This window comes from Xanthomonas campestris pv. campestris str. ATCC 33913 (genome assembly GCF_000007145.1).
GTDB lineage: Bacteria > Pseudomonadota > Gammaproteobacteria > Xanthomonadales > Xanthomonadaceae > Xanthomonas > Xanthomonas campestris.
In genome coordinates this window covers 1688197-1711328 of the sequence record NC_003902.1, presented here as the reverse complement: position 1 = coordinate 1711328, position 23132 = coordinate 1688197, and the positions used below count along the sequence as shown (strand labels likewise).

Sequence of the window (23132 nt, the reverse complement as noted above, 5' to 3'; positions counted from 1 at the left end):
CTGGTCACGTCAGCGTTTTGATGCTTTCCCCGGGGGTGCACTGGTTTCGACGGGGGTCGCGAAGTCGCTTGGCGCATGCCGAGGGGGCAGCTTTCCTCGTTAATCCAGCAGCAAACTTTTAGTTGCCAACGACGACAACTACGGTTCGGACTTCGCTATCGCCGCTTAATTGGCTTTAGTTGTAGTTCTACAGCCGCCTAAGGCGAACCCCCGAAACTACTTGTGCCCGTGCTCGTAGATGTAGGGTCATTATCACGGAACCGCCGGTAGTGGCTGCCTGTCAGCTATCGGTTAGATCAAGCAGGCTGGTTTTCAGGTGCGCTTTGCCCGCCGTGCTGCCTGGGAACGAGATCTAACGGAGGGATAAGCATGTAGTGCTGGGGATGGAGTGCTTCCGGACGGCGGTTCGATTCCGCCCACCTCCACCATTCAAACCCCTGATTTATCAGGGGTTTTTTTATTCATGGTGTGCACTGTCGTACGTTGTACGGATCGTTGTACGGATACGGCTTTGGCATTACTTGGGCCGCCGCGCACTCCGTGCAGTCGCCCTGCCTTGTGCGCCGTTCGGCGATATGGCCGCGTTTACATGGTTTGCCCGTGAGGTAGCGCGACAGACCCAGCCGGATCGCATCGGCGCGGGTCACGATGCGGATAACGATCACGCAGCACTGCGCCTGCCAGGCGAGCGGCGAACCGTGCCGCGCGCGTCTCGCTGGTAGTCCAGCCAGGCCCTCACGGCGTCACGGTCGTAGAACGTCGCGCGCGGCCCAAGCCGGATAGGCGCAGGAAAGTCGCCTTCGCGCACGAGTGCGGCCAAGGTGTTCAAGGCGATGCCCACCAGGCAGGCGGTGGCCTCCGAATTTATGAGGCGGGATGCGCGAGGGTCATTGTTCGTCATAGGGGCGGCCTGTTTTTGCTGAGTGGACGGCCGGCCGCATCGAATGCGGGTCGCGGCTCACCTTGGGTGATGTTGCGAACCTGTCTTTCGGTGATGTCATGCAGCCAGCCAATCCACGGTGCCGATAGCGTGCCGTCGCGCCAGGCTTTGCGCACGGATTCATCACGGATGCGGTTCGTGAATGCCGTGCACGGCGGGAATGCAACTTGATTCCCGCCGAGAACATCGACCAGCCGTGCCGCAGCGTCCCGGCCTACCAGGTCGGCAATGCGTTTGAATGTGTCGCCGTTCGGGCGTTGCGGGATATAAATGCGCCCCGCGCGTCCTGAATGGCTGGCACGACGCGGGCCGCCAGACGCCGGGCAGAAAGCGCCGGCAAGCCGCATGGCATCGGGCAGGCCGATCACTTCGGCGACTTCTTGCACCGAAGCCGGCAGCAGGAACCAGCCTGCCGGCCTCTCGACGGGATTGAGTGCCACGCCTAACGCAGCCGCCCGAGAAATCCGTTTCCGCCGCAGATGCGCTGCATTCCTGGCCTGCTTTGCATTTTTCGCTTGGTCTGCGCAGCGGACTGGCGGCGTGCCTGCTTCGGCGTTGGCGTTGGCGTTGGCGTTGGCGCAATCTCTTGCGCAGGCATTGGCGCCGCGCCGGCAAACCTCGCTCGCACGTACGCTGGAAAAATCCCAGGCTGCTGCGCGATCATCAGGGCGGCGATGGCGATATCCGTAATCATCGGATACCCCCGTCGTGATCGCGCCGGGTCCAGCTGTGAACCCAGTTGCTTGACTGGCGCGCAGCCTGCTCCCTGCGTGATGCGACATCGCGCTCAGGCTGGCTGAGCGTCTCGCGCATGACAGCGAAGAGTTCAGCCAGTACGCGGCTGGCCTCTTCGGCGTTTAACTCGGGCCAGGCACGGCGAATGCGCGAAATCGCTTCTTCCTGTCTGTCGTACCGCAGAATCAAGGAGCCAAGGCGAGCCACTTGCACCGCCACGCGCTGCTGCTTTTCATCGTCGGAAAGGCGATAGGCCGAGCCGTCCTGCACAGCCTGTAACGCGCCCAGCAGGACTGAGGCATTGCCCTTGGCGTGCGAAACGAAGGCGGCCATTAGGCGGCCACCTTCCAGAATTTACTTTGGTCAGGAACCAGAGCCACCGCGCTGCCCAGCACGGTCAATACCATGCCGCCATCCATCACCGATCCAGCTCGCTCGGCAACTACGCTAACGCTGCGGTCAAGCAGCACGGCTGCGTTGGCCCACGCACCGACGAACGTCGATTCGGTGGCGTCGGTCAGTTCGGCCAGCACACGCGCCGCCCGCAGCCCGCCGTCATCCGCGATGGTGGCGCCGGCACCGGCGGTGCCCACCAGGCCGCGCAGGGCGGTGTGGCTCAAGCCGGCCGCTGCGGCTGCGCCGATGGTGAAGTTCGCCAGGTTCGCAGCAGCCAGTGCGCGCAGCAGAACCGCGTCGGCCATCTGACCCACACCGGCGAGAATGCTGGCGGTGATGATGGCCGTCAGGTTGCCTTCGTCGCGATACTTGCGCAGTTGCGCCCGTGAAATCTCAAACCGGATTGCGTGAATCTGCGCGGTGTCCTGGTCGGACCAGTCAACGGATGCCGTTTTGATCGGCATGCCAACAGTGGCCGGGATCGCTGCGCCATCTGCCGATGGAACCAGGCGGGCCGGCTCGACGAGACTGAAGCCGGACACCTCGCGCTGGAATACCGGAATGCCGTTGTGCGCCCTCGCCGCGATAGCATCTTCGCGGAGGAGGAGATGTGCGCCAGCAGCGGCGCAGCGCGAGGTGGCACGTGCGATTTCCAGCGGCTTCACGTCAGCGTACGTGACTGCCTCGCGCGAAGGTGGGACACGGCGCAGGCGACCGTTCGCGTCGAAAAATGAAGCCAAATTCGATACAGGCTGGTCTAGCGCCAGCTGACCGAAGCGCTGTAGGGTTTCTGGCGTGATTCTCGTGGGGGCATCGAAACCAGCCGGTGTTCTGGTGTTTACACCTGCAGCGTTGCGCGCTTCTTCGATAAGTGCGGAGAGGTCAAGATTTGGCATATGTTGTTTTGCGGTTCTCATCAGATCGAAACGGCGAAATGCCGCTGCGTTGACGACTATCTTCAGACACCGGAAACAGACGTTCCATGTCCGGAATTTCCGCATTCACGCACGCGTTGGCCGCCGTGATGTCCGGTGAATGAGCGTGCTTGAACATGTGCACCGGATGGTTCGCAGCGTTCAGCTAAATGCGCTTGGCAGAGCATCGAATGGCGGCATCGGCGGTGCTGTTGCGCAAATCGGACCGATTGGCTTCGCGGCATGGCCTGCGGTGGCCCAACAGGTGGGCGGTGTGGCGGTGGTGGTCCTCGCGCGTTTTATTCGCTTTTACACCGGGCGGTGTAATGCGTCACGTATTCCACGCTTAAATCCAAGTGTTTTTAGCTATTTCGAAACGGAATGGGTAGAAGCAGAAAACCGGTTTTGGAAAGCCACGCAGATTTGATTTGTCGGGGTGTCAGGTGACCCGCCCTGCCGCACCCCCTTCAGGAGTACCTTAAAAATCTTAACGATTTGTTAACGTTTGCCTTCACGCTGCCTTAACATCTCATTCAGATTAACTAAATCGTAACGCTTTCTTAACTACTTCTTAACATTCAGTGCATCCCTACATTCAGGGAGCGACGAGGCTGGCCCACCGTTGATGGTCACACCCTGCTGCCGGCACACCGTCTGCACCAGCGCGTTATGCGGACCACGGCACGCCTGGTATGTCTCCGCTGCCTGCACGTGGTTCGCCAGGATCGATGCCCTATCGCCGCGCTTCAGTGGCGGGGCCATGTCCTGCGGGCACTGAACCAGCTGCCCTGGCGGGGACCGACGACACACATCGCACCATGCACTGGCGCGCCCCCTGCTGTTACCGCTTTGAGCCACCAGCCACCAGCCATATAAAAAAGCTGTCCTGCTGCAATATCCGGAACAATCTTTACCGTAAATGCGGAAGAATCCATTTCTAAGACTCCATTGCGGCCTGAGACTTAAGCCAGTTCTTTGAATCTAGCTCAGGCCGCGCATCGCTGCCACTCAGGCGCATAGACCCATCGCAGCCAAGTCACCGCGACTCTTGCCCCGTATGTACGCCCGCTGCTGTCCCGCTGGTTGCCCCCGTCCTGTTGCGCTCGGCACTTTGCCAGGATCAGGCGAGCGGCCTCATCGGCGGGCATTGCCCGCGCCATGATGTCGCGCCGCACGGCGTGCCAGTAGCGGTCGTCAGAAGACTCGCGCGGGACCGCATCCAGCACGCGTCGGGAATTCCGGCGTGCAGCAAGCTCGGCCGTTCGGGACCATGAATCGGAATCGACGACGTACCAGGTCATGACATCGACGATGCCCCGATGGGTGCCAAAACCCATGTAACAACCTAAGGTTTCTATGCCACTTTTGGCACCCATTTTGGCCTTTCGGTTGTTGCGCGCTCGGATCAGTTTCAGACCCATGCGCTCGAACAGATCGGTAACCGCCCGAGTGGCTGCGTTACCGGCCGGAAGGCCAAACCGATCCCCAGCCCATTTGGCCGGCACCAGCCCCAGCACCGCCAACAACTGCCGCCGCCCGTACATGCGGCCCAGCAGCACCGCCGAAACTTCCGAAGTGATGCGGAATCCCGGCGCCAACTTGAACCCATCAAATAGTTCCCGATACGCCAGCACCCGAGCACGGCCGAACCGCAGCCGGTGAAGATCGGTCACCCCGCCATCAGTTGCGGCGTCAGCGGTGCCTGCGATAGCAGCCGTCCACCTGTCCCATGCACGCGGCCCGCGCCCTGCATCCCAATCGTCTAGGTCGGCGTCGCACAGCGCTTCCTGCAACCCCAGGTCGCGCACGATCCGATGACGCAGCAGCGCCGCCTGGTCAGCCTCGCTCAACGCCGGCCGCTCACGCAGTCTTCGCGCTTCGAAGTCGGTCAAGTCACGCGCAGCCAGCAGTGAGTCGCGCTGTTCGCGGTCGATGTCGGCGCGCAGCAGTTTCATCGACTCGGCGGACACCGCGCTATCGCCGACCAGCATCGGCTTCACGTCCCATCCAGCGGCCTCCAGCAGCCACCACAGCCCGCCCGCGAAGTCGGCACGCTGCCGGGCGTCTCCTGCTTCGATGTCGGCCACAAGTCCATCCAGGTCGGTCGGCGTCGGTGCGCGACCTTCCAGGGACGCGGCCTCAGACAGGCCGGACAGTATTGCATCGGCGGAATCGATTTCTGAGCGATTCGAAGCTGTGACCACCACCGAAAGGGATGGCGCATACCGCACCCGACGTGCCATCTGTAATGCGTCCGCTGGTGTCACTGTAGCGCCGGACGCAAGCATGAACACGCGGTTGAACCACGGTCCGAATTCGCGGTGTTCGATCGAGACCCCCGAGGAAATCACCGGTGAGGCCACAACAGCATCGTAAAGGCGACTCATGCGATCCGGCGCGGCCAGAAATTCTGCCTGTTCCCTGTTACCAGAGTTATCAGAAGTAACCAGCAACACGCGCCGGCCTCCTGTCTCCAGGAGTCGCGCGCATTCAATCGCACGGGACTTCTCACCGCACGCAGCCCACAGCCGGCGACCGTCAGCTAGTTCGGCGAGCATGTCGCCGTAAGCGTGGTGTAGCGCTTCCGGCCCGAAACCGAATTCCGCTTCCTGCGCCTGCGATGGCGCAATGTCGGCATCGATCACGCGGAAGCGCTCGCCGGGGCGGCAGGATTCAATGAATTCGATGGTTCGATCATCGATCCCTGCATCAGCCACGATCACACAGTCAGCCCGTGACACAAGTTCGCGCAGCGCGGCGAGCACGTCCGACATTTGCTTGCGGTCAGCCACCGTAACGCGCGCGGCCAGACTGCGCACGACCTGGCTGATTTCGTCGATGAACACCCACCGCGCTTCGCGGTAGATTTGCGCATGATCGGCCTTGACGATAGACGGTAGACACGCCGCAAGTGCGTCAACGTGCACTGCGTCCTCACCATCGATTCGTTGGTAGTGGGCACACCCCAGCCGCGCCGATAGTTCCGCGATCAGTGACTGTCGGTGTGCCAAGGCAACGAAGCGCCCATCCTGCTGGCTGGCCCATGAAGCAAAGGGCAGGCCGATTTTCTGCGTCTTTCCGCTACCCATAGGCGCGCGCAGCACGATCACGCCGCTGTAGTCAGCCCCGCCCAGCATCGGCAGGCTGTCGCGCCGCTCGACGGTGTGGCGCGCCAGGATGGCAGCAGACGGCCGCACGGCCGCCAGCGCACCGGCTCGGCGCCGGTCGATAATCCAGCGGATACCGCCAGCGATTGCGTCGATGGTGGCGCCGGCCAGGATCGAACTGGGGAGCGCGTCGCGCAGCGTCTTTGAAATTGATTCGATGCTCTCACCGCGCGCCGGGATGCCCATCGACAGGCGTTTAGCCAATGCCCACGCGAAGGCCGCAGCATCGGCAGCGTCAGGGATGCGCCCAAGGACGCGCAGGGCGTCGGCACGGCCCGGCGGGACATCCGCCGCAGGTAGCTCGAACGGCCGAACGTATGCGGGCGCTTCGGGCAGTGGCGGCTGGCGCAGGTTCATCAGGGCAGCGCGTACGGCGTCGATGCCCTGGCGTTGGTGTAGGTCGTTGAAATCGTCGCCCACGGCAGCGGGGCATGCCCACGGCAGGCCAGTCGTCTCTGCGGCACGCTGGCCGGTGCCGCTGGCGTCATTATCAGCTGCAACTGCGTCGGCCAGACTGGCGCAGTGAATCAGGTTGCCGGCATCGAATGCAACGACAACGGGAGCACCCGTCGCCGCGTGCACGCTGGCGCCGGTGGCGTAGCCTTCGCACAGCCACGCAGGGCCGGTGCCTTGGATTCGGAAATGCGTTGCGCGTTTCTGACCGCCGCGAAGAAATAGCTTTCGGCCAGTTGCGTCAATGCGTTGGACATTGACCAGCTGCCCGTCCGGCAGGCGCACAGGCACCAACAGATCGCCAACGCGCACGACAATCGCATCATCGATCCACCGCGCCCGCTCGGCGTCCCACAACCGTGCGCGCATGGTCGTGGTCGCGACGCGCAGCCCGTATGCCGCGACGCCTTTGCGCAACAGATAGGCATGCGCACCGCAGTCAAGCGAAGCCGCGTCCCAGGCAATACGCGCCGCATCGGCAGCGGCGACGCGGCCAAGCTGGTCAGTAGCGTCCCGCTCTACGGCTCGCGCCTGCTCCTGCTCCTTCGCCAGCCGCGCACGCTCGGCGTAGGCGGCCACACGTGCGGTATCTGCGCCAATGTCTTCACGACCGTCGCGCAGGAAAATATTCCAGGCCAGGTCACGTGGCTTCCAATAATGCGAAGCGCCGCCATGTTTAAACGACTTGAACGTAATCGCCGGCCAGGAAGTGCCATCGGGGTCGGTGGTGACGCTGGCGACGTGGAACTGCCGCTTATCGCGCTTGCCGGACTGGCTGGGCAGGTAGCGCCTAACGCCGTCCAGGTCCGGCAGTTCGGTCAGCTGCGCTCCGACTTCCAGCGCCGCAGCCTGAGCGTCGGCGAAGAATTCAAAAAGAGCGTCTTCCGGCGTCGGCCAGCGCGCCGAGACAAAGTCAGCAAAGCGGAGCATCGGTCAGCCTTCACCGCGCGCGATGCGATCAGCCGTATGGCAAACCGTCCGGACGTCACTGCGCCGAAATCGCACACGTAGGCCGCTTGCGGTAACCGCTGAATCAAATACAGCCCAGGCGTAGTCCGGCCAGTTGGAATGGACGCCGCGCATGGCGAAGGCTTGCCGGATGACCCAATGTCGTAAGTAATACTTAAGCTGCTGTACGTCGCGCGCGCGCGAGGCTTGGGAGAGGCTATAGGCAGCTGACGCCCGCCAAACTTCTGGCGGAAATTCTGAGCCTGAAAAAAATGCGCTGCAGTTGCCATGCTGCATGTGAACTTTGCGGTTCGGTTTGATCAGAGCGCCACGGCTGGCCCCGTGGCGTTTTTTTTGGGTGCTCACTGGGCGCGGCTCTCCTGAGCGCACGCCGCCACGAATCGATCAAGCTCCGTGCGAGCAACAAGGGTCTTCTTCCCGAGCTTAATTAGACTCAGGCGACCGGAACCCGCCAACTGATAAAAAGTGCTTCTGCCGATACTTAACGCGGCGCAAGCTTCGCGGACATTCAAACAGATTTTTTCGGACATTTCCCACCTGGTTTGTCTATGGTGGGCCGCTTATGGCTCCACCCGTCCGCAACCGTGCGGACAAGCGTATTGAACACCAAAGAATTACTCGCGAGAAGTGTTGAAGTGTTCACGTTTGGGATAAATCCTTACTTTCCGTGATGTCGAAATCCCGATCATCCCGCTTATAAATCCACTTCGTTCTATTGCCGGCAACGAATTTTATAAAAAATCGATCTTCCCAAGCATTTCCCTCGCAGCGTGTTGCGCCAGGTGCCCATAGTGCTGCGAAATCATTTCGAGTGAAGTTCCTGTTAGGCGCGCGACGGTTACAGCGTCCAGACCTCCAATGATCGCGTCCGTTATCCAGGCGTGTCTAAGCACATATAAGACAACGCCAGTCGGGAGACCTGCCGCCGCCGCCGCCGCTTTTACCTTTGGCGCCCACGCCTGCGGTGTCCAATGCTCACCTTCATTTGTGAACATCCAGGCATCCCCTTGCTTGTCCGTCGCTAATCTATCGAATAGCGCTCGCGCAGCCGGTGAAACGGGCACCGTCCTTGCACCCGTTTTTGTGGCGAACGTGGCGAGTCCGTTTTTCGAATCCCAATCCTTGCGCCTCATGGCAACAGGATCACCAGGGCGGCAGCCGGTCAGTGCGACACACTCGGCTAGAGCACGAAGGTCTGTCCCCATGGCATCCAGCAGCGCACGCCGCTGCGCCTTGTCGAGATACGTATCTCGCCTACCACTAGCCCCCTTATGTGGTTTTATCGACTGCCACTCTATTACGCGCTCTTGCGGAATCTCTCTGCGCGCCACGGATCGATTTAGAGCCGCCTTCAGTGCAGTGAGGTTTCGATTGAACGTCGCGCGCGATGGCAGCGCCTTTTTGCGCCCAGTCATTTCGCCCGCCTCCATTCGCGTCATCCAGGCTTCTAAGTGCCGCTGCGTCAGCTTGTCGGCGCGCAGTTTTCCAATTGGATCGACATAGACAATTCTGTCAAACCTCTTACGTGCGTCGATTGCTGCGCGCGTTCGGCCCTCGGCCTCTATGGCTGCGGTGTAATCACGGCACACGTCGGCGACCGTCAGAAGGCGATCTGCCTGAACACCGGCGTCAATTGTTTTGCGCCATATCCTAGCCTCACGCTTTGCATTCTCGTGGTCGTTCTCCGCAGTGACTGGCCCCAGCGATTTATAGGCGTGGGTTCGGTCTTCCTTGTGGTAGCGGGCCACCCAGCTGCCACCTTGAGCAAGGCGACGAAACCCAACATATAGGCCGCGCTCCACTGGCGCCCCCCAATAGGGTTCACGCCGTGGATCAAGGCGCGCGCGAACTGTTGCCTTGTCGATATCGTATCTAGCCATCAGCTTTAATCGCTCACCTGGTCCGTACGGATATGGTACGGATACACCGTGACGAACACCAGTGGACGGCAGCGAATAGTATTTCTTTAGAATCAGTGGCTTAAAGTACAGCGACGGACGATAGCGAACGCTATTTAGCGCCTTCGGACGGCGGTTCGATTCCGCCCACCTCCACCATCTGATCGCGAAAAAGAGCAGTAAGTGCTTGATTTCGCGAAGGCTAGGCCCGGGGTTTGATGTTCAGTTTGAGCCTGCGTTAGGTATCAAACGAGGTATCAAACCCCGTGCCGAAGCCTTATTTTCTGCGCCGCCCTGCTGGGCTCTATGTGCGCTTCTTCGTCCCGACCGACCTGCAAGCCCTCATTGGCTCGCGCTACCTTGTCCGTCCAGTTCGCTTGACCCTTGGTGATGCTGCCCGTCTGGCCGTAGCACGAACTGCTGTGGCACTCTCGGAAGCATTCGATCGGATGCGGCGGGGGGCAAGCAGCATGAAGGACGATTTGCTGAGCCAGGCTTTGGCCGCATTGCAAGGAAACGAAGCTCGGCCCTACACCATCAAGGTGGGTGGCGTGGAGCTCTCTGTCAACGGACCTGAGGATCATGCTCGGCTGCTCGAAGCGCTGAAAAATCTGCCGCTGCCCTCTTCCACCGAAGTGGCGAAGAAAGCTGGGCCGTTATTTTCTGAACGCGCAGCCATCCATATTCGCGAGATGAAACGAGTCGGTCGAAGTGCGACCAACATCTTCGACACCGAATACAGCTTGGGCTTGTTCGTTGCGTTGGTCGGTGACAAGCCTGTGGAAAATTATAAAGCCGATGATGTGCGGAGCTTCTTGGAAGCCATCGAGCACTATCCTAGCAACGCGAGCAAAAAGGCAGAGTTTGCAGGACTGGCTCAGCAAAGACGATATTGAAGACACAGTCATTCGCAAGAATTTGGCAGACCATTCTGCTTTGGCTGCGTTTCGAATGGCACACCAGATCGGCGTCCAAACGCTAAAAGATGCAAAAGCGCTTATTGGATTTTCGGACTTACACAATATTCCGCTCAAACTCATTGGACATGCAGGATGGGCTTTTGACCTCAAAAATCATGTTATCCACCCGAAGCGGGTTCATTCTAAGTGGTGGCTGATTTTACCCTTCATCGCTGTTGCAGTGCTTATTGTTCTCGCCGCAATACTTGGTGCAATCGCCGCCAACGACAGTTTGTTAGTGACTTTGAAAGAAACACACACTAGTATCTTTGCCTCTGAAACTGAGGCAAGAACCCAAACGCTTTTCTCCGTTAGAAGCGACACTTTGACAGTTGAACAGTGCAACACCGCCAACAAACAAGTCATCCCACCTACATTCGACCCACGAGACCTTAAAATTCTCTGCCAAGTTTGGCAGGATCCCGCTCTAAAATCGCATTTGGCAAAAGAGGTGCCTAAGCAGAGAGCTGCATCACTATTGGGTTTTGTCTTCGCACTGTGGTGTGCCTGGCAATTCTATACATTGTTCAGAGAGCTGCTCTCAGCCAACATGCTCAAAGCCATTCTTGACGAGCGTCAGCTCAGCACAAGTGAGTAGCAACGCGATTCACACTTCCCAAAAAAATGAGGAGGGCTTTGCCTCCTCATTTTTATATTTCCGCTAAATTCTACTCAACAGGTCTCGGAGACGAACGCTGATATTTAGAGAATGTTTTGTAAAGCGAAGCTGCACGCTCATCGGCAGCAACGCTCTCAACGCTACTCAACCCTCGAAGAGCAATGTCAGTAGATGCTTTGCCGTCTCCCAACAGATACGCCAAACGCAGATATGCGGCACTATCGATCAGATCAGATTTTTATCCTTAGTCTCGCTGGCATAGATATCCGACAATCCATAATACGAGTATAAGTTTCCAGCAGATGCCGCATTCCTTAAAATGCCAAGCCCCTCCTGGAAGTGGCCACTCGTTGCCGTCTTCTTTCCATAAATGACAGTTGCGGCCTTATTGCCCGCCTGCGATTCTGCCTTCAACTGATCCAACGTCAGTTTGTCCAATCGTGCAAGTTCGGCCTCAGTCGGATAGCCATTAGACAAAAGCCACTTTGCCTCGGCATCTGAGTTAGCAACCAAAGGGCCACTTGCCTTGCAAGCACTTCCGCCGCCCTGACACAAATACTGCTTGGCATCTTGCACGCCGCTAGGCTGTTGCAGCTTCGCCGTCTGCTGCGCTCCATTCACAGCTGCGCTGTGATCAGCTTTTGCAGGCGAAGAAGTCCCAGTCTGGGAAGCTGGTGAGTCGCTGTTTTCCGCTGGCTTGTCGGCTTTTCCACAGGCAGCAAGCGCGCAGGAAAGCAGCGCCATGGACAAGATTACTTTGGCTTTCATAGTTCCATCCATTATAGACTGCACTGATTCTGCTGGAAGTTGGTCCACCATCTCGAACAAGAAGCATCCGCTGACGTGACCTTCCATTTGACGCCAATTGAGTTATCTAGACTTCCAGAGCTGAGAACCTCTCCCGGGACATATCTTTCGAGATTAACCGCATAACGCTTAGACCAATCGATAAAAAATTGAACAAAGTTCATCTGATCATCGGCCTCGATGTCGAGCGCCTTCATGATTTCGAAGCAATAATATTCCGGAACGGTCAACTGGCCTGGGATGACCTGCCCCCGCTGAGCCGTACCACGTGAAGCTGTAAAGTCCGTCAACCACGAGGACGGACATGAAGAAGAGTCGTTTCACCACCGAGCAGATCATCGGATTCATCAAGCAGGCGGATGCCGGGATGGCGGTGGCTGAGCTGTGCCGCCAGCACGGTTTCAGCCCGGCCAGCTTCTACCAGTGGCGGGCCAAGTACGGCGGCATGGAGGCCGAAGACGCGAAGCGCCTGAAGGAGCTGGAGCAGGAGAACAACCGCCTCAAGCGGTTGCTGGCCGAGGCGCACCTGGACATCGAGGCGCTGAAGGTCGGGTTCGGGGTAAAACGCTAGCCCCGCAACGCAAGCGCGAGGCAATCCGGCGCATGTGCGAGCTGACGTCGATCAGCGAGCGCCGGGCTTGTCGCCTTGCGGGGATCTCCCGCGATGCTTTCCGCCACGCGCCGACACCCACGCCGGCGACGCAAACCCTGTCGGCCAGACTGGTGGAACTGGCGCAGGCGCGTCGCCGCTTCGGCTATCGCCGCCTGCACGACCTGCTGCGCCCGGAGTTTCCGCAGGTGAACCATAAGAAGATCTACCGTCTGTACCGCGAGGCGAAGCTGAGCGTGCGCCGGCGCAAGAAGGCCAAGTTCCCGGCGGCACAGCGGCAGCCGTTACGGCCAGCGCGGCATCCCAACGAGGTAATCAGCATGGACTTCGTCTTTGATCAGTTGGCCAGTGGCCGCCGCATCAAATGCCTGACCGTCGCCGACGACTTCACCCATGAATGCGTGGACATCGCGGTGGACCATGGTATCAGCGGGGCTTACGTGGTGCGTGTGCTGGAGCAGATCGCCTGCTTCCGCGGCTATCCCCGCGCGGTGCGCACGGACAACGGCCCGGAGTTCACCAGCCGCGCCTTCATCACTTGGGCACAGCAGCGTGGCATCGAACACATCCTGATCGAACCCGGCAAACCCATGCAGAACGGCTACATCGAGAGCTTCAACGGCAAGTTCCGCGACGAATGTCTCAACGAACACTGGTTCACGTCGCTGATCCAGGCTCGCGAGGTCATCGCCGATTGGCGGCGTGACTTCAACGAGGTACGTCCGCACAGCAGCTGTGGTCGCATCCCGCCAGCGCAGTTTGCCTCCAACCACCGAGCACAAACCGGCAACAACGCAGTACCCTTCAACCCCGGGCTTTATCAGTAATCACTGGTATGGCCGGTGGGGGCAGGTCAATGTCTCTTTCCCGATTCGTCTAAGGCGCTGTAATAATTAGTCGCCCCTGAAAAACCCCCTTCAAGCACCAAGTGTCATCGGCGACAGCGGCACGGCGCTAAAGGATGGCCATCCCATCGCCCGCATCCAGGCACGCAAAAACGCGATCCAGCGCAGCAGCCAGCGCAGGTTGTAGCCGGCGGCGCAGCCGAGTACGTGCAGCGCATCGCCTTGTGCACCTTTCAGCCTGCAGCGACGCAACCTGCAGTCGTCTTTCAGATGTCCGATCACCGGTTCCACCGCCTGCCGTCGTTTGATCCAGCGCCATTGCCGTCGCGTCAGCGTCTTGGCCTTGCCACGATGGAGCACCTGCACGCCATCGACCTCGCGCCCGCGATAGCCCAGGTCCACGATCGCCACCGTCGGTTCTACGCTCAGATCCTGCAGCAACCCGCGTGTCTGCTCCAGCTGCTCGGCCAAGGTGTCGCCGTCGTACGGGTTGCCCGGGAAGCTACGCGCACCCACGACCAATCCCTTGCAGGCGGTGACCGCAATGCCGACCTTGACGCCGAATTCGTACGCTTGACGCGCCTTGCCCTTACCGATGCATTCCACTTCCGGGGCATGCAATGCGTACAGTTTTTGTTTGTCCTTCGGACGCTGCGTGTACAGCCGTTGCGCACGTTCCAGCCAGACCGCGATGCGCTCGCGCACGCCGGGTTCCACCTGGTCCAGCTTGCGCGCGATATCGCGCAACACCCGCCCCAAGACCGTGCGTTGACGTCGCAGCACGCGCTGCATGCGCTTGAACTGGCGTGCATGCGCATAGCGGCCCGCCTTGCGGCTCAGGGCCGGACCTTGCCGTGCGTAGCTCTGCCGCAACCCGATGCCGTAACGCTTGGCCAGCAGCACCAGTTTCTTGCGTGCCACCTCCAGCAACCGACTATCGGTCGGATAGGCAATCGCCTTTTCCTGCACCGTGGTGTCCACGATCACCCGCGACAACTCGCGTGCGTCCACCGCCTGCATGGCATGTGCAGCGTTGATGGTGTGTGCCAGCAACTCTTCCATCCCCGCTTCGTCAAGCCGCTGACGCCAGCGCGTCAGCGAGCTGGCATCGCACGGCAAGCGCGTCTGGAACACGACCTCGCCAGTGAAAAACTGCCAATACGGATTTTCCAGCCAACGCTCGCACACCGCCTCATCGGACAGGTCGTAGGCGTGTTTGAGGTAGAGCAAACCGGCGATCAGCCGCACCGGCAATGCCGGCCGACCGCCACCAGCCTGGGTGGCCGGCAAGCGCGATGAAAGTGCTTGCTCCAACGCCGTCCACGGCATCCGTTGGCTCAGCTGCGCCAGCGGATGCCGCAGATCGATCTGGTTCTCCAGGCGCGAACGAAACAACTCCTCGGCAGGCATGTGCTCGGCAGCAGGACGGCGTGTATGCATGAGTGGAAATTGCCAGAAACCAGCCTTCAGCGTAGCGAAAACTGGTAGTTCTGGCACGCCACTGCAGACATCAAGGCCTTGCGGGCGTTGGGTGATTGGGGGTTTTTCAGGGGCGACTAATTACGCAGGGCGACCAAAGTATCAGGCCGGGACAGCACTTCTACCACCTTCGCCCTAACCTCCTCTGGGGCAGTTGCATACTTTTTTCAAGGTAATCCTGCTCCTCCTTCGAAGCTTTACCGTCGACCGAGAAGGACAATGCCGCAAGCATTAAGCAAAAACTGTCGGCGGGCGCCCACTTTTCTACGCCTTTCAAACTATTACTAGACGAATTGAGGAAAATTTTTCCTGCGGGAAGGATGCTCCCGATTGCAGTAAGCGCCGCATCACCGAGCTTTACAAGGGCAACCATTAAAAACCTCATTTATCCAATCAATCTCTTACTCGGAAAAGCCGAGAGACAAATCCGAGAACTCTTCCAGAGTAAGCCCCTGCTCCGGGGCCAACATATCGTTCGATAACTTACGCTTCGTCGCAAGCCGCTTGGCAACACGTTCTTCAAAACTCTCAAAGCCATCCCCCAACACGGTTGGGTAATAAACGAAAACCTCCTTTTCCTGCCCAATTCGGTAAGCGCGATCTGTCGCTTGGTCTTCCTTAGCCGGGTTCCAGGGACGGGTGAAATGGATGACATGATTTGCGGCCTGGATGTTCACGCCAAAGCCCACGGCGGTTGTGGAGAGCACGATCACTCCAAAATCCGGCTTGGCCTGGAAAGCGTCAATAATTATCTGGCGCGAGTCATCTGCCCCGGCTTCCACGCTCGTGCTCCCATTGACGATGGAAGCTTGATAGCTCAACCGGCTGGCAATGGCGCGCTGGATCAGCCGCTGGATGTCGCGGAATTCCGTGAAGACAATGACCTTTTCGCCTGTGGCCTGAATCTCTTGTAGCTTTTCGATCAGCCATGCCAACTTTGGTGAATGACGTAGATGTTCGTCTAGCGACAGAAATTCGGACCGATCATCCGCGGCAGCAAGAGGATTGGCGCAAATCTGCCTGAGTTGATGGAGCAGGCTTAAAGCAGCAGTATCGCCACCCTCGCCAGAGTCAACTGTTTCGCGGAATCGTCTGGCAGCCGCGGCATAAAGACCGCGCTGTTTGGCTGACATCGCGAGCTCGCAGGGCAATTCAGTTTTCGGCTTGAGATCTGCAACTTCAGCCTTCATCCGCCGAAGGACCCAGGGCGAAATTTGCTCGCGCAATACCTCGACCTTTTGCTCGTGCCCCTCAGACCTGAGCTCAATCTGTTGCCTGAACACCTTGGTGAACTTAGTCAGGGAGTCGAGCAAACCTGGCTGGAAGAAATCGAAGAGACACCAGAGATCCGCAAGTGAGTTCTCCACTGGCGTACCCGTACAAGCTATTTTGAAATCAGCCTGCATCGCCTTGGCAGATCGAGTCACCATGGCAGATGGTGTCTTAATCTTCTGGGCTTCGTCGCAAACGAGTACACCCCACTTCTCCCGCGCCATGGACAGCTGGTAATCGCGCAAGGTCTCGTATGTCGTCAACACGAACGCTGCGCCATGCGCAAAGCCAGGATTAAGAGCTTTCTTGACGCCCAATTCTCTAAGTTCAGGCCCGATCTCACGTGCGCTCAGCCTGTGAAGGGCCAAGTGCTCGCCGTAGAGTGTGAGTGTTGCGCCCTGCCTCCCGTCAAGAAATTTGGCGATCTCCGCTTTCCAATTTTCCAGTAGGGATACGGGGGCCACGATCAGGCACGGCTTCGGCGCCGGCGCAGTCTGCCGATACCAAGCCATCAGCGTCAGCGCCTGCAGCGTCTTGCCGAGGCCCATATCGTCGGCGAGCAACACACCTCGCACACCGTCACCTCGCTGTCGCATACGCCCTTGCATCCAAGCGACGCCTTCGACCTGGTGATCTTTCAGTGCAACTTCCGGACGAAGCGCAGCAGGCGCTTCATAGACGTCCTTCACTCGCGCCTGCTCAGTTTCCTCGCTTGGGTACTCAAGCTCCTCAATGTTGTGGAGGATTCTGAGCGACAGCTTTTCCGCGGGCGCGGGATTCTTTAGGCTCTCAATTCGCTTTTCGCCAGCTGGCTTAGTGAGCTCCTTCATCCATGCCCGTGCTTCGGGCGTTGGAATTTCCTTTTCAATCCCGGGGACTGCAACATTGATGTGGCCCTCACGCTCGGCTAAATCAACACGCTCGCCGAACTCCTGAACATCATTGGTGCTAAGGCGCCCTTCCGTTGCAGTTCCTGTAGCAGGATCTACCGCAACGAACTCTCCGGCACCCTTAATCCAGTCTTCAGCGGGCGAACTGCCTTGGACTTTTGGCACGATGATGGGCTTTCCATCGAAACCCACGACGCGATCGCTGTAGTGAGCCAGGTCAAAAAGCGTCTCGACACCGATCACGCTGCCAACCGCCTCCTTGAAGTGGGCCTGCCGGAGACGTGCGAGGCTTTCAAGTGTCAGACCAGAGAGCAAAACCCGATGCTTCTTCCATCGGGCAACACCAAGTCCCTCAGATCCACTTGCCTCTTCCAGCAGCGAATCGAATTCGGAAGCATGAAAACTTCCGACGAACACGCTCTCACTCTTGCCGACCGAATCAACCAGCACTGCATCCCAACTACCGTCAACGTCCGCAGGCTGGAGCTCAAGTTCCCACTCATCGATGCCGGCCGTACGTTTTGCTTCAGCGAAACGCTCCGGAGAGATGACCTGCGCTGCAGCTTCGCCAAGGACGGCATATGGGTTATGCATAAACGCGTCGGCTTGCTTGCCAGCCAAGCGCCGCCCTGGCATCGATTTGATCTGTTGACCAACCTCGCGCACCTGACTTGAAAGCACAACGTGACTCATGCCGCCTTCGGCATCCGTAACGTCATAACGACCACGGACCGATTGATAGCGATCAAATTGTGAAAGCCAGCCCTCCGGCGCGCCAATAGGGCGTGGCTCAACCTCTACGATCTGGGCTTCGGCAGCTTCGTGCTGCTTCAAATTGATCTCAAGCTTGTTAGCGACAACGACCGGTGAGTGCTCCAAATAGCGATCCATCGTCGCCCCGGCCCACCTGGCGGCCTCTTGGACCTTGCCCATTTGCAACATACGGCGGTCCGCATCCCAGTCTTCACCGCACTGTGCGAGCTCAGCCATTGCCTCTAGGAGCGTAAAAGCTGACTGCGGCAGCAACAGATCCTGCCCAGGCATGGTCAACACCGCGCCAAGACGTTCAGCCAGAAGCTCCTCGCCACTTTCCGCGATCCACGCTTCCAGCGTGACTCGAAAATTTGTGTCGGTTGGTGTCCCGTGCGACCGAATCGCGGGGCGTAGCCTAGAGGTCTGCGGCAACTTCAGCAGATGCAAGCTTGATACGTGGTCGCTATCGGAAAGAAGCGAATAAAGCTTCTCCCATGGGATCAGGTACCCAGCTCCATCTTTAAGCGCAAATCTCTCGTCGGCAAGCTGCAAGAGATAGATCGCGCCCGGATGAGTGCTCTTCTCTTGTGCCGTTCCTTTCCAACCGCTTGATTCAGCAGAGAACTCAGGAGCATCCATGGGAATGGTCTCGGGGCTTTCTCCTTTCCAGAAGCGAAGCTTCATCGATAGAACCCTCGGCTTGCTGCAAATCTGAATCCAGCCACATTCATTGCCTCAATCAGCTCGCTGGAAGGTTTAGAGCCAAGCTCAATCCAGTAGCTGCCGCCTTTATTACGGTTATCGACAATCGCCTTGCGTGCCAATGAAAGCTCCCGCGCAAGGTGTGCCGGCAACGAAGGAAGAAGCTGATCAACGTCAGCTATGGCAGACGGCGCGTTGGTCGCTCTCTTTGCCGGCGATCGCCCACCCTGTTGCACTCCGTTGGGCCAGATGCCGACGCGAGCTAGTGTTCGGTCAAACTCAGACTCCCATGGCCCGCTGTGTGGAAGCCTGTATGTTGCTATTCGCTGATCTTTAAGCTGATGAAGCGATAAAGTCTTATCGCCAACCTTGAACGGCAGCGTTATTTGTTGATAGCCATAGCATGCATTACCCGTCTCCGCGAACTCGACAAACCAATGTTCCCCAAGCTTCATCAACATGGCGATGTTCATTGATGTTGAGCTGGCCAACCATCCCAGGCGCCCTCTTCGTTTCTTAATGAAGCGGCCTATGTCGGCATTCGTCGTTGACCTAAACGATGGCCCTAAAACAAGCTTAGTGAACTGCATTCGCCCGGTGAATCGCTTCCAATACTCGAATCGCCGCTTATCCATGGCGCTTAGTGCCTTGGAAGAACTTTTGATCAACTCAAAGAAGTCAGTCAAGTCTTCTTCGGCCAAGCAACGACATATCCATTGCCTCGCGTCGTCCGACACCTGTGACCAACGATGAGACCGGTCGCTTAGCTCAAGCTGTGGATTACCCCAAGCGTCGACCACACACTCCAGAATCTTCTGATTCAGCAAGTTGTCCGGTGACCCGGCTGCACGTTCGACCAACGCGGCAAGGACAGCGTCCTGCTGACTAGGAAATCGATATAAAAGGCTCAGATATCGCAGGGAACTCCGCTCGAACTCAATGTCGTTCATGCCTTCCAACTTCGCGAGCGCGTTGCCCACGAATTCGGCCCAGAACCAACTGCTACCGGGTATTTCCACATGATCCGACAGCGCATCCAATCCACGCTCATCGCCGGCCGCCCACTCAGTCACATAGCGCGCGAGGGGCTTTAGGCCGAATACCTCCTTATGCTCTTCAACTGTTGGCAGCCATCCGGGCGGAACCTTCTGGGCCTTCAACTTCGGCAACGTCTTCTGAAGGAAATCTCTGTAGACCTCCCTCTCTGCACTTTCACCTAGAAGGAAATATCCGACGAAGACAGTGCGCCAGAGCAACGGACCAAGTAAAGAATCTCCAATCCCCTTTCGCCACCGCTGGATGAGTGGAACGCTAAGATCTTGCCTGGCAGCGATTGACTGTCCACAGAGAAGTTCCGAGCTCGCAACAAATTGAGACGCAAGGATCATGTCATCCCGCGCACTCAAAGCATTCGCGCCTTCGTTGAGCAGTCTACCCAGCGATTTTTTAAACAATTGAGGTGAATCAAAGCCTGTCGGCGCAGCTCCCAGCTCCTCGCGCATGACACTGACCGCTTCTCTGAGACGCTTCAGCGGAACCGGCCTCACCTGCAATTCCTGCACCGGCGCCACCATTCGCTGGAGAACTTGTCTGAACATCAGAGCTGGCACCTATCCGCGCCTGCCATGAAATCTGATCCAGTGTCCAAATGCGCTGAATGAGGCTCATCAACGCCGTAAAACTGAATTCTCAACTCGACTCGGCGACTCTCATCAGCCGTCGTTCTCTGGTTATTGAAAGACACGCCGCCAGCCAGGAACAACTTTCGCACTCGAGACAGCTGCTCATCACTCAGAGCGAGACTCTTGTTCTTTGATGGGTCCATCAAGAGGCAAAGCACCCATTCGGACCGCTGCAGACTTAGATGAAGGTTGTAGAGATAGCCGCCCTTGGTGTCGGTATATCCCTCCACGACGACCTGTTTCAACCATTTCTTTCCCAGCTCTCCGTCAGCAGCATTTAGAACAGCGGGAACTAACTGTGCGAGCGCACCGTCAGCCTCTGCCGGCAACCGATAGCTATTAAAACCAAACGTCCCGACGGTTGGGAAGGAAATGCGTTGATCGGCGCAGTTGATCTGAATTTCGGATACGCCCGATAGATCTCGACCTAATTGCTCACAGACCGATTGAATCTCCCGTGCTCTGATCTCCGCAGGCCCCTCCACTACTCTCGTTACAGCAGCGATCGTGACCGCCATGGCACTCAGAAACAACACCATCATCGCCGTCATCAAATCTGCATAGCTGATCCAGAATGGCTTCTCTCCATCATCTTTATTCCGGCGCCGACCCCGGGCCATGCTCCCAAACATATGCTTATCCCCTACGCTCGTCCGATGCGGCGATTAGGGACATACGTTCAACGATATCGCGCAGCATGAGTACCGCGTTCCCGAGCTCCTTATCAAAATCAGTCATGAGATGGTTCAGCACAGCGCCGGTCTTAGAGCCGAATTGCTCCATCGCATCACCAAGCTTGACGGTGAGCATGTCCGAATATTCGCCAAACTCGCGCGCAGCTTCCTGACCCTTACTCAGCGCCAGCTGGATATCTTTTAGCGTTGCCTCGCGCGCACTCGCCTCGGTCGTCATCAAGCTGGAAACACCTTCGACACGGACGCTGGCTTGAGACAGTGCTTGAGAGGCAATAGCTAGCGTGTCAGTACTGGTCCGGAGGCTGGTCGAACTCTGATCCAACCTCGAACCTAGCTGTCCAGATTGCTCATGCAGGCCGGCCAGCGACCCACTGGTTCTCGCCAATCGATCGACCACTTCGTTCAACGCCGCCATCATCGATGCGACCTGGGCAGCGCCGCTCTCAAGTTTACGAATGGACTCAAGCGTCACGTCGTGAATGCTTTCTGTAAGCTCTGCTGCTCGGCGAGAAGACTCTTCGCCCGCCTTCTGCACCTCAGCGGAAGCTTCAACAATTCGACGCGTTGCATCCGCAGCAGCCTCGCCGACTTGGTTCGCGCCAGCGGCCTGAGCAGATGCCATCCTCTCTACTGCGCTCTGAACATGGGTCAGCATCTGGACCTGAGCGCCGCCCAGCGTCTCTGATTGCTGGCGCTCATGTGATGCGAGCGACGACAGGAGCTCCGCCATTGCGCGCTGGATGCCCTCAGAAGACGCGTGAGTGGCGCTCTGCATATCGTCTACAAGTCTGCGGAGACTCTCTTCGACGCGCATGATTGATGCGGCACTTTGCTGCATCATGCCGCTCAGATCTCCCATCTGAGAACCCATCGTGTCGCGCATCTGGGCCATGAAGGTGTCCATCAAGTTCTCGATCATCTTGCCCGCCGAAGCAGACTGATCCTGGCTTGCGAGCTGCACCGTGTCGGCAATCTTTTGGAGCGGCACCTGTAGGCTCGTCTCCAGACTTGCACCAATCTCGTTCGAGAGCTGATGTGTTGCTTCAATTTGCCGCTCGGTCAAATTGGTCAAAAGCGCCTTCAGATCTTCAACCAGGCTTTCCTTGAGCTGCTTTGTCTGTACAGCACCATCTTCAGAAGACCTCACCAATTTGGAAAGGTATTCCTCGCCGACACCAGACTTGAAAAGACCATCCAGCGCCAGCGCGATCGACGTGATCGCATGCACGTTTGCTGCATAGAGGATTTTTTCGACGATCGTGCAGATCATCGCGAGACCAATAGCAACCGCAGAAAGAAGAAACGCACTGCCAACGTGGCCGAAAAGACCGCCGAGACTTGCTTTCAGCGCGTCCGGCTCTACCGCCTTGACGTCGAAGCTTTGTAAGCCTGCAATGAGCCCACTGAAGGTCGCGATGATTCCGAGCCCGGTAAAAATCCCAGGAAGATGCTTGAAGAACTCTGTGTGCAGCGTGCTATCAACCACCAGCTCCGCATTGAAGAACGATTCTGCGGGGACGGTTGCACGAACGGCTACGATTTCTCGATCAATACCTTGATTGGCGGTCTGCTCATGCAACGTGTCCTCGTACTCGGCCCAGTTCGGCTGGAGGCGACTGTTGGCAAAGAGCTTGCTGAGTTCCCGCTTGACGAGGGGGGGCGATTTCCCTGTCAGCAGCCGAACAGCATTACCGAGTCGCTTCAATGACACCAGAAGCGCGCTCGCCCGGAACAAGACAAAGAAGAGAAAACAGAGAAAAAGGACTGCGATGATCGACGCAATCAGAGCATGTAGCCAATCGCCAGTCGCCGCGATCCAAAGCACGTTCATTTCTTCTAAATCCCCTGTATTAGCTTGTCAACTTACTGGCGTCTTCCCACTTCACCCCAGTCATGATTCCCCAGTTGCCACCGGCATTTGGTCTCCGCCAGCGCGGCTTAGGAATCAGGCGAAGTTGCGAGAGAGCTTCTAGATAGCTCTCCACCACAATCTCCTCACCCTTGGCGCAGATGGTGTACCCGCGCCCTCTCTTCAAATCGGGCGAGAACCACGTGCCATCACTGGCGACCGGTATCAATACGCCAATAGGCACCGCGCCCGCATCTTCAAGTGTGAATCGCTGCTCCGGCAGATTCTTAGGCTGGAGGTTCGTTCCTAGGGTTAACGGCAGCTTCTGAGGAATCTTGAGATGGCTGGCACCAAGCTGGAGTTGGGCCACAACCTCATCGTCGAGATTGACCCACGTAACAGCACCGGAAGGATGGTCGTAGCTGACCGATCGCGCCAGTGGAGTCGCCCTACTAAGCGCCCAAGCGACGTTCCAGCGCATGGCCAGCTCTTCGCGCT

General features: G+C 58.2%; 15 protein-coding genes, 1 other RNA gene and 2 pseudogenes. 5 read left to right on the top strand and 13 right to left on the bottom strand.

Features of this window, described 5'->3' with window-relative positions; translation table 11 throughout:
* The first annotated feature begins 31 nt into the window (after nucleotides 1–31).
* Nucleotides 32–428: a transfer-messenger RNA gene (gene ssrA, locus XCC_RS07630) on the top strand.
* A gap of 469 nt (nucleotides 429–897) precedes the next feature.
* Here ssrA and XCC_RS07620 read toward each other — a convergent pair.
* The 3 genes from XCC_RS07620 to XCC_RS07610 form a co-directional block, all read right to left on the bottom strand.
* Nucleotides 898–1380: a Mor transcription activator family protein gene (locus tag XCC_RS07620; protein WP_011269907.1), complete on the bottom strand. Its 483-nt coding sequence runs from the start codon at nucleotides 1378–1380 to the stop codon at nucleotides 898–900.
* 250 nt (nucleotides 1381–1630) lie between these two features.
* Nucleotides 1631–2008, bottom strand: coding sequence for a hypothetical protein (locus XCC_RS07615; protein ID WP_011269908.1), 378 nt, complete (start codon nucleotides 2006–2008; stop codon nucleotides 1631–1633).
* Nucleotides 2008–3072: a hypothetical protein gene (locus XCC_RS07610; RefSeq protein WP_228442190.1), complete on the bottom strand. Its 1065-nt coding sequence runs from the start codon at nucleotides 3070–3072 to the stop codon at nucleotides 2008–2010. The genes XCC_RS07615 and XCC_RS07610 overlap by 1 nt, the downstream gene beginning before the upstream one ends.
* Nucleotides 3073–3106: 34 nt before the next feature.
* On the opposite strand from XCC_RS07610, the gene XCC_RS07605 reads away from it, so the two are divergent.
* Entirely contained in the window at nucleotides 3107–3412 is a 306-nt protein-coding gene (locus XCC_RS07605; RefSeq protein WP_228442188.1) for a hypothetical protein, read from the top strand.
* A gap of 559 nt (nucleotides 3413–3971) precedes the next feature.
* Here the strand turns inward: XCC_RS07605 and XCC_RS07600 are convergent.
* The 3 genes from XCC_RS07600 to XCC_RS07590 all read right to left on the bottom strand — a co-directional run bounded on the left by XCC_RS07600 (nucleotide 3972) and on the right by XCC_RS07590 (nucleotide 9454).
* On the bottom strand, nucleotides 3972–7535 hold the full coding sequence (locus tag XCC_RS07600) for a plasmid replication protein, CyRepA1 family (protein WP_011036648.1): 3564 nt from the start codon (nucleotides 7533–7535) through the stop codon (nucleotides 3972–3974).
* Nucleotides 7536–7915: 380 nt separating this feature from the next.
* Nucleotides 7916–8104: an excisionase family DNA-binding protein gene (locus XCC_RS22755; RefSeq protein WP_012438742.1), complete on the bottom strand. Its 189-nt coding sequence runs from the start codon at nucleotides 8102–8104 to the stop codon at nucleotides 7916–7918.
* Nucleotides 8105–8305: 201 nt separating this feature from the next.
* Nucleotides 8306–9454, bottom strand: coding sequence for a tyrosine-type recombinase/integrase (locus XCC_RS07590; RefSeq protein WP_011036647.1), 1149 nt, complete (start codon nucleotides 9452–9454; stop codon nucleotides 8306–8308).
* A gap of 284 nt (nucleotides 9455–9738) precedes the next feature.
* Here XCC_RS07590 and XCC_RS07585 point away from each other — a divergent pair.
* Both XCC_RS07585 and XCC_RS07580 read left to right on the top strand, forming a co-directional pair.
* A pseudogene (locus tag XCC_RS07585) lies at nucleotides 9739–10347 on the top strand (integrase); the annotation flags it as partial.
* Nucleotides 10337–11029: a DUF6216 family protein gene (locus tag XCC_RS07580; protein ID WP_011036645.1), complete on the top strand. Its 693-nt coding sequence runs from the start codon at nucleotides 10337–10339 to the stop codon at nucleotides 11027–11029. The pseudogene XCC_RS07585 and the gene XCC_RS07580, both read left to right, overlap by 11 nt.
* 70 nt (nucleotides 11030–11099) lie before the next feature.
* Here the strand turns inward: XCC_RS07580 and XCC_RS07575 are convergent.
* Nucleotides 11100–11818 (bottom strand): annotated as a pseudogene (locus XCC_RS07575) (hypothetical protein).
* A gap of 343 nt (nucleotides 11819–12161) precedes the next feature.
* Here XCC_RS07575 and XCC_RS07570 point away from each other — a divergent pair.
* A protein-coding gene (locus XCC_RS07570) for an IS3-like element ISXca1 family transposase (RefSeq protein ID WP_087942920.1) occupies nucleotides 12162–13294 on the top strand; the annotation gives its coding sequence in 2 pieces (ribosomal slippage) (nucleotides 12162–12417 and nucleotides 12417–13294; 1134 coding nt in all).
* A gap of 90 nt (nucleotides 13295–13384) precedes the next feature.
* Here the strand turns inward: XCC_RS07570 and XCC_RS07565 are convergent.
* From XCC_RS07565 to XCC_RS22375, 6 genes are all read right to left on the bottom strand, one after another.
* Nucleotides 13385–14752, bottom strand: coding sequence for an IS5-like element IS1478 family transposase (locus XCC_RS07565; protein ID WP_011035783.1), 1368 nt, complete (start codon nucleotides 14750–14752; stop codon nucleotides 13385–13387).
* Nucleotides 14753–15192: 440 nt separating this feature from the next.
* Nucleotides 15193–18390, bottom strand: a complete 3198-nt coding sequence (locus XCC_RS22380) for a DEAD/DEAH box helicase (protein WP_228442281.1) — start codon at nucleotides 18388–18390, stop codon at nucleotides 15193–15195.
* Nucleotides 18387–20006, bottom strand: coding sequence for an EH signature domain-containing protein (locus XCC_RS07555; RefSeq protein ID WP_228442282.1), 1620 nt, complete (start codon nucleotides 20004–20006; stop codon nucleotides 18387–18389). Before XCC_RS07555 ends, XCC_RS22380 begins: the two co-directional genes overlap by 4 nt.
* Nucleotides 20006–20710 (bottom strand): OmpA family protein, encoded by a 705-nt coding sequence (locus XCC_RS07550; RefSeq protein WP_228442283.1) that lies wholly within the window; start codon nucleotides 20708–20710, stop codon nucleotides 20006–20008. The genes XCC_RS07555 and XCC_RS07550 overlap by 1 nt, the downstream gene beginning before the upstream one ends.
* 16 nt (nucleotides 20711–20726) lie before the next feature.
* Complete coding sequence (gene zorA, locus XCC_RS07545) at nucleotides 20727–22616, bottom strand: anti-phage ZorAB system protein ZorA (RefSeq protein WP_011036639.1); 1890 nt, start codon at nucleotides 22614–22616, stop codon at nucleotides 20727–20729.
* A gap of 19 nt (nucleotides 22617–22635) precedes the next feature.
* Nucleotides 22636–23115 carry a hypothetical protein gene (locus XCC_RS22375; RefSeq protein ID WP_011036638.1) on the bottom strand — a complete coding sequence of 160 codons (480 nt, stop codon included), beginning with the start codon at nucleotides 23113–23115 and terminating at the stop codon, nucleotides 22636–22638.
* Between the last annotated feature and the right edge of the window lie 17 nt (nucleotides 23116–23132).

Coding starts and splice junctions, on each gene's coding strand:
- XCC_RS07615 (WP_011269908.1), bottom strand. CDS start 2,008: ATGGCCGCCTTCGTTTCGCACGCCAAGGGCAATGCCTCAGTCCTGCTG.
- XCC_RS07610 (WP_228442190.1), bottom strand. CDS start 3,072: ATGCGGAAATTCCGGACATGGAACGTCTGTTTCCGGTGTCTGAAGATA.
- XCC_RS07605 (WP_228442188.1), top strand. CDS start 3,107: ATGAGCGTGCTTGAACATGTGCACCGGATGGTTCGCAGCGTTCAGCTA.
- XCC_RS07600 (WP_011036648.1), bottom strand. CDS start 7,535: ATGCTCCGCTTTGCTGACTTTGTCTCGGCGCGCTGGCCGACGCCGGAA.
- XCC_RS22755 (WP_012438742.1), bottom strand. CDS start 8,104: ATGTCCGAAAAAATCTGTTTGAATGTCCGCGAAGCTTGCGCCGCGTTA.
- XCC_RS07590 (WP_011036647.1), bottom strand. CDS start 9,454: ATGGCTAGATACGATATCGACAAGGCAACAGTTCGCGCGCGCCTTGAT.
- XCC_RS07565 (WP_011035783.1), bottom strand. CDS start 14,752: ATGCATACACGCCGTCCTGCTGCCGAGCACATGCCTGCCGAGGAGTTG.
- XCC_RS22380 (WP_228442281.1), bottom strand. CDS start 18,390: ATGAAGCTTCGCTTCTGGAAAGGAGAAAGCCCCGAGACCATTCCCATG.
- XCC_RS07555 (WP_228442282.1), bottom strand. CDS start 20,006: ATGTTCAGACAAGTTCTCCAGCGAATGGTGGCGCCGGTGCAGGAATTG.
- XCC_RS07550 (WP_228442283.1), bottom strand. CDS start 20,710: ATGGCCCGGGGTCGGCGCCGGAATAAAGATGATGGAGAGAAGCCATTC.
- zorA (WP_011036639.1), bottom strand. CDS start 22,616: ATGAACGTGCTTTGGATCGCGGCGACTGGCGATTGGCTACATGCTCTG.
- XCC_RS22375 (WP_011036638.1), bottom strand. CDS start 23,115: ATGCGCTGGAACGTCGCTTGGGCGCTTAGTAGGGCGACTCCACTGGCG.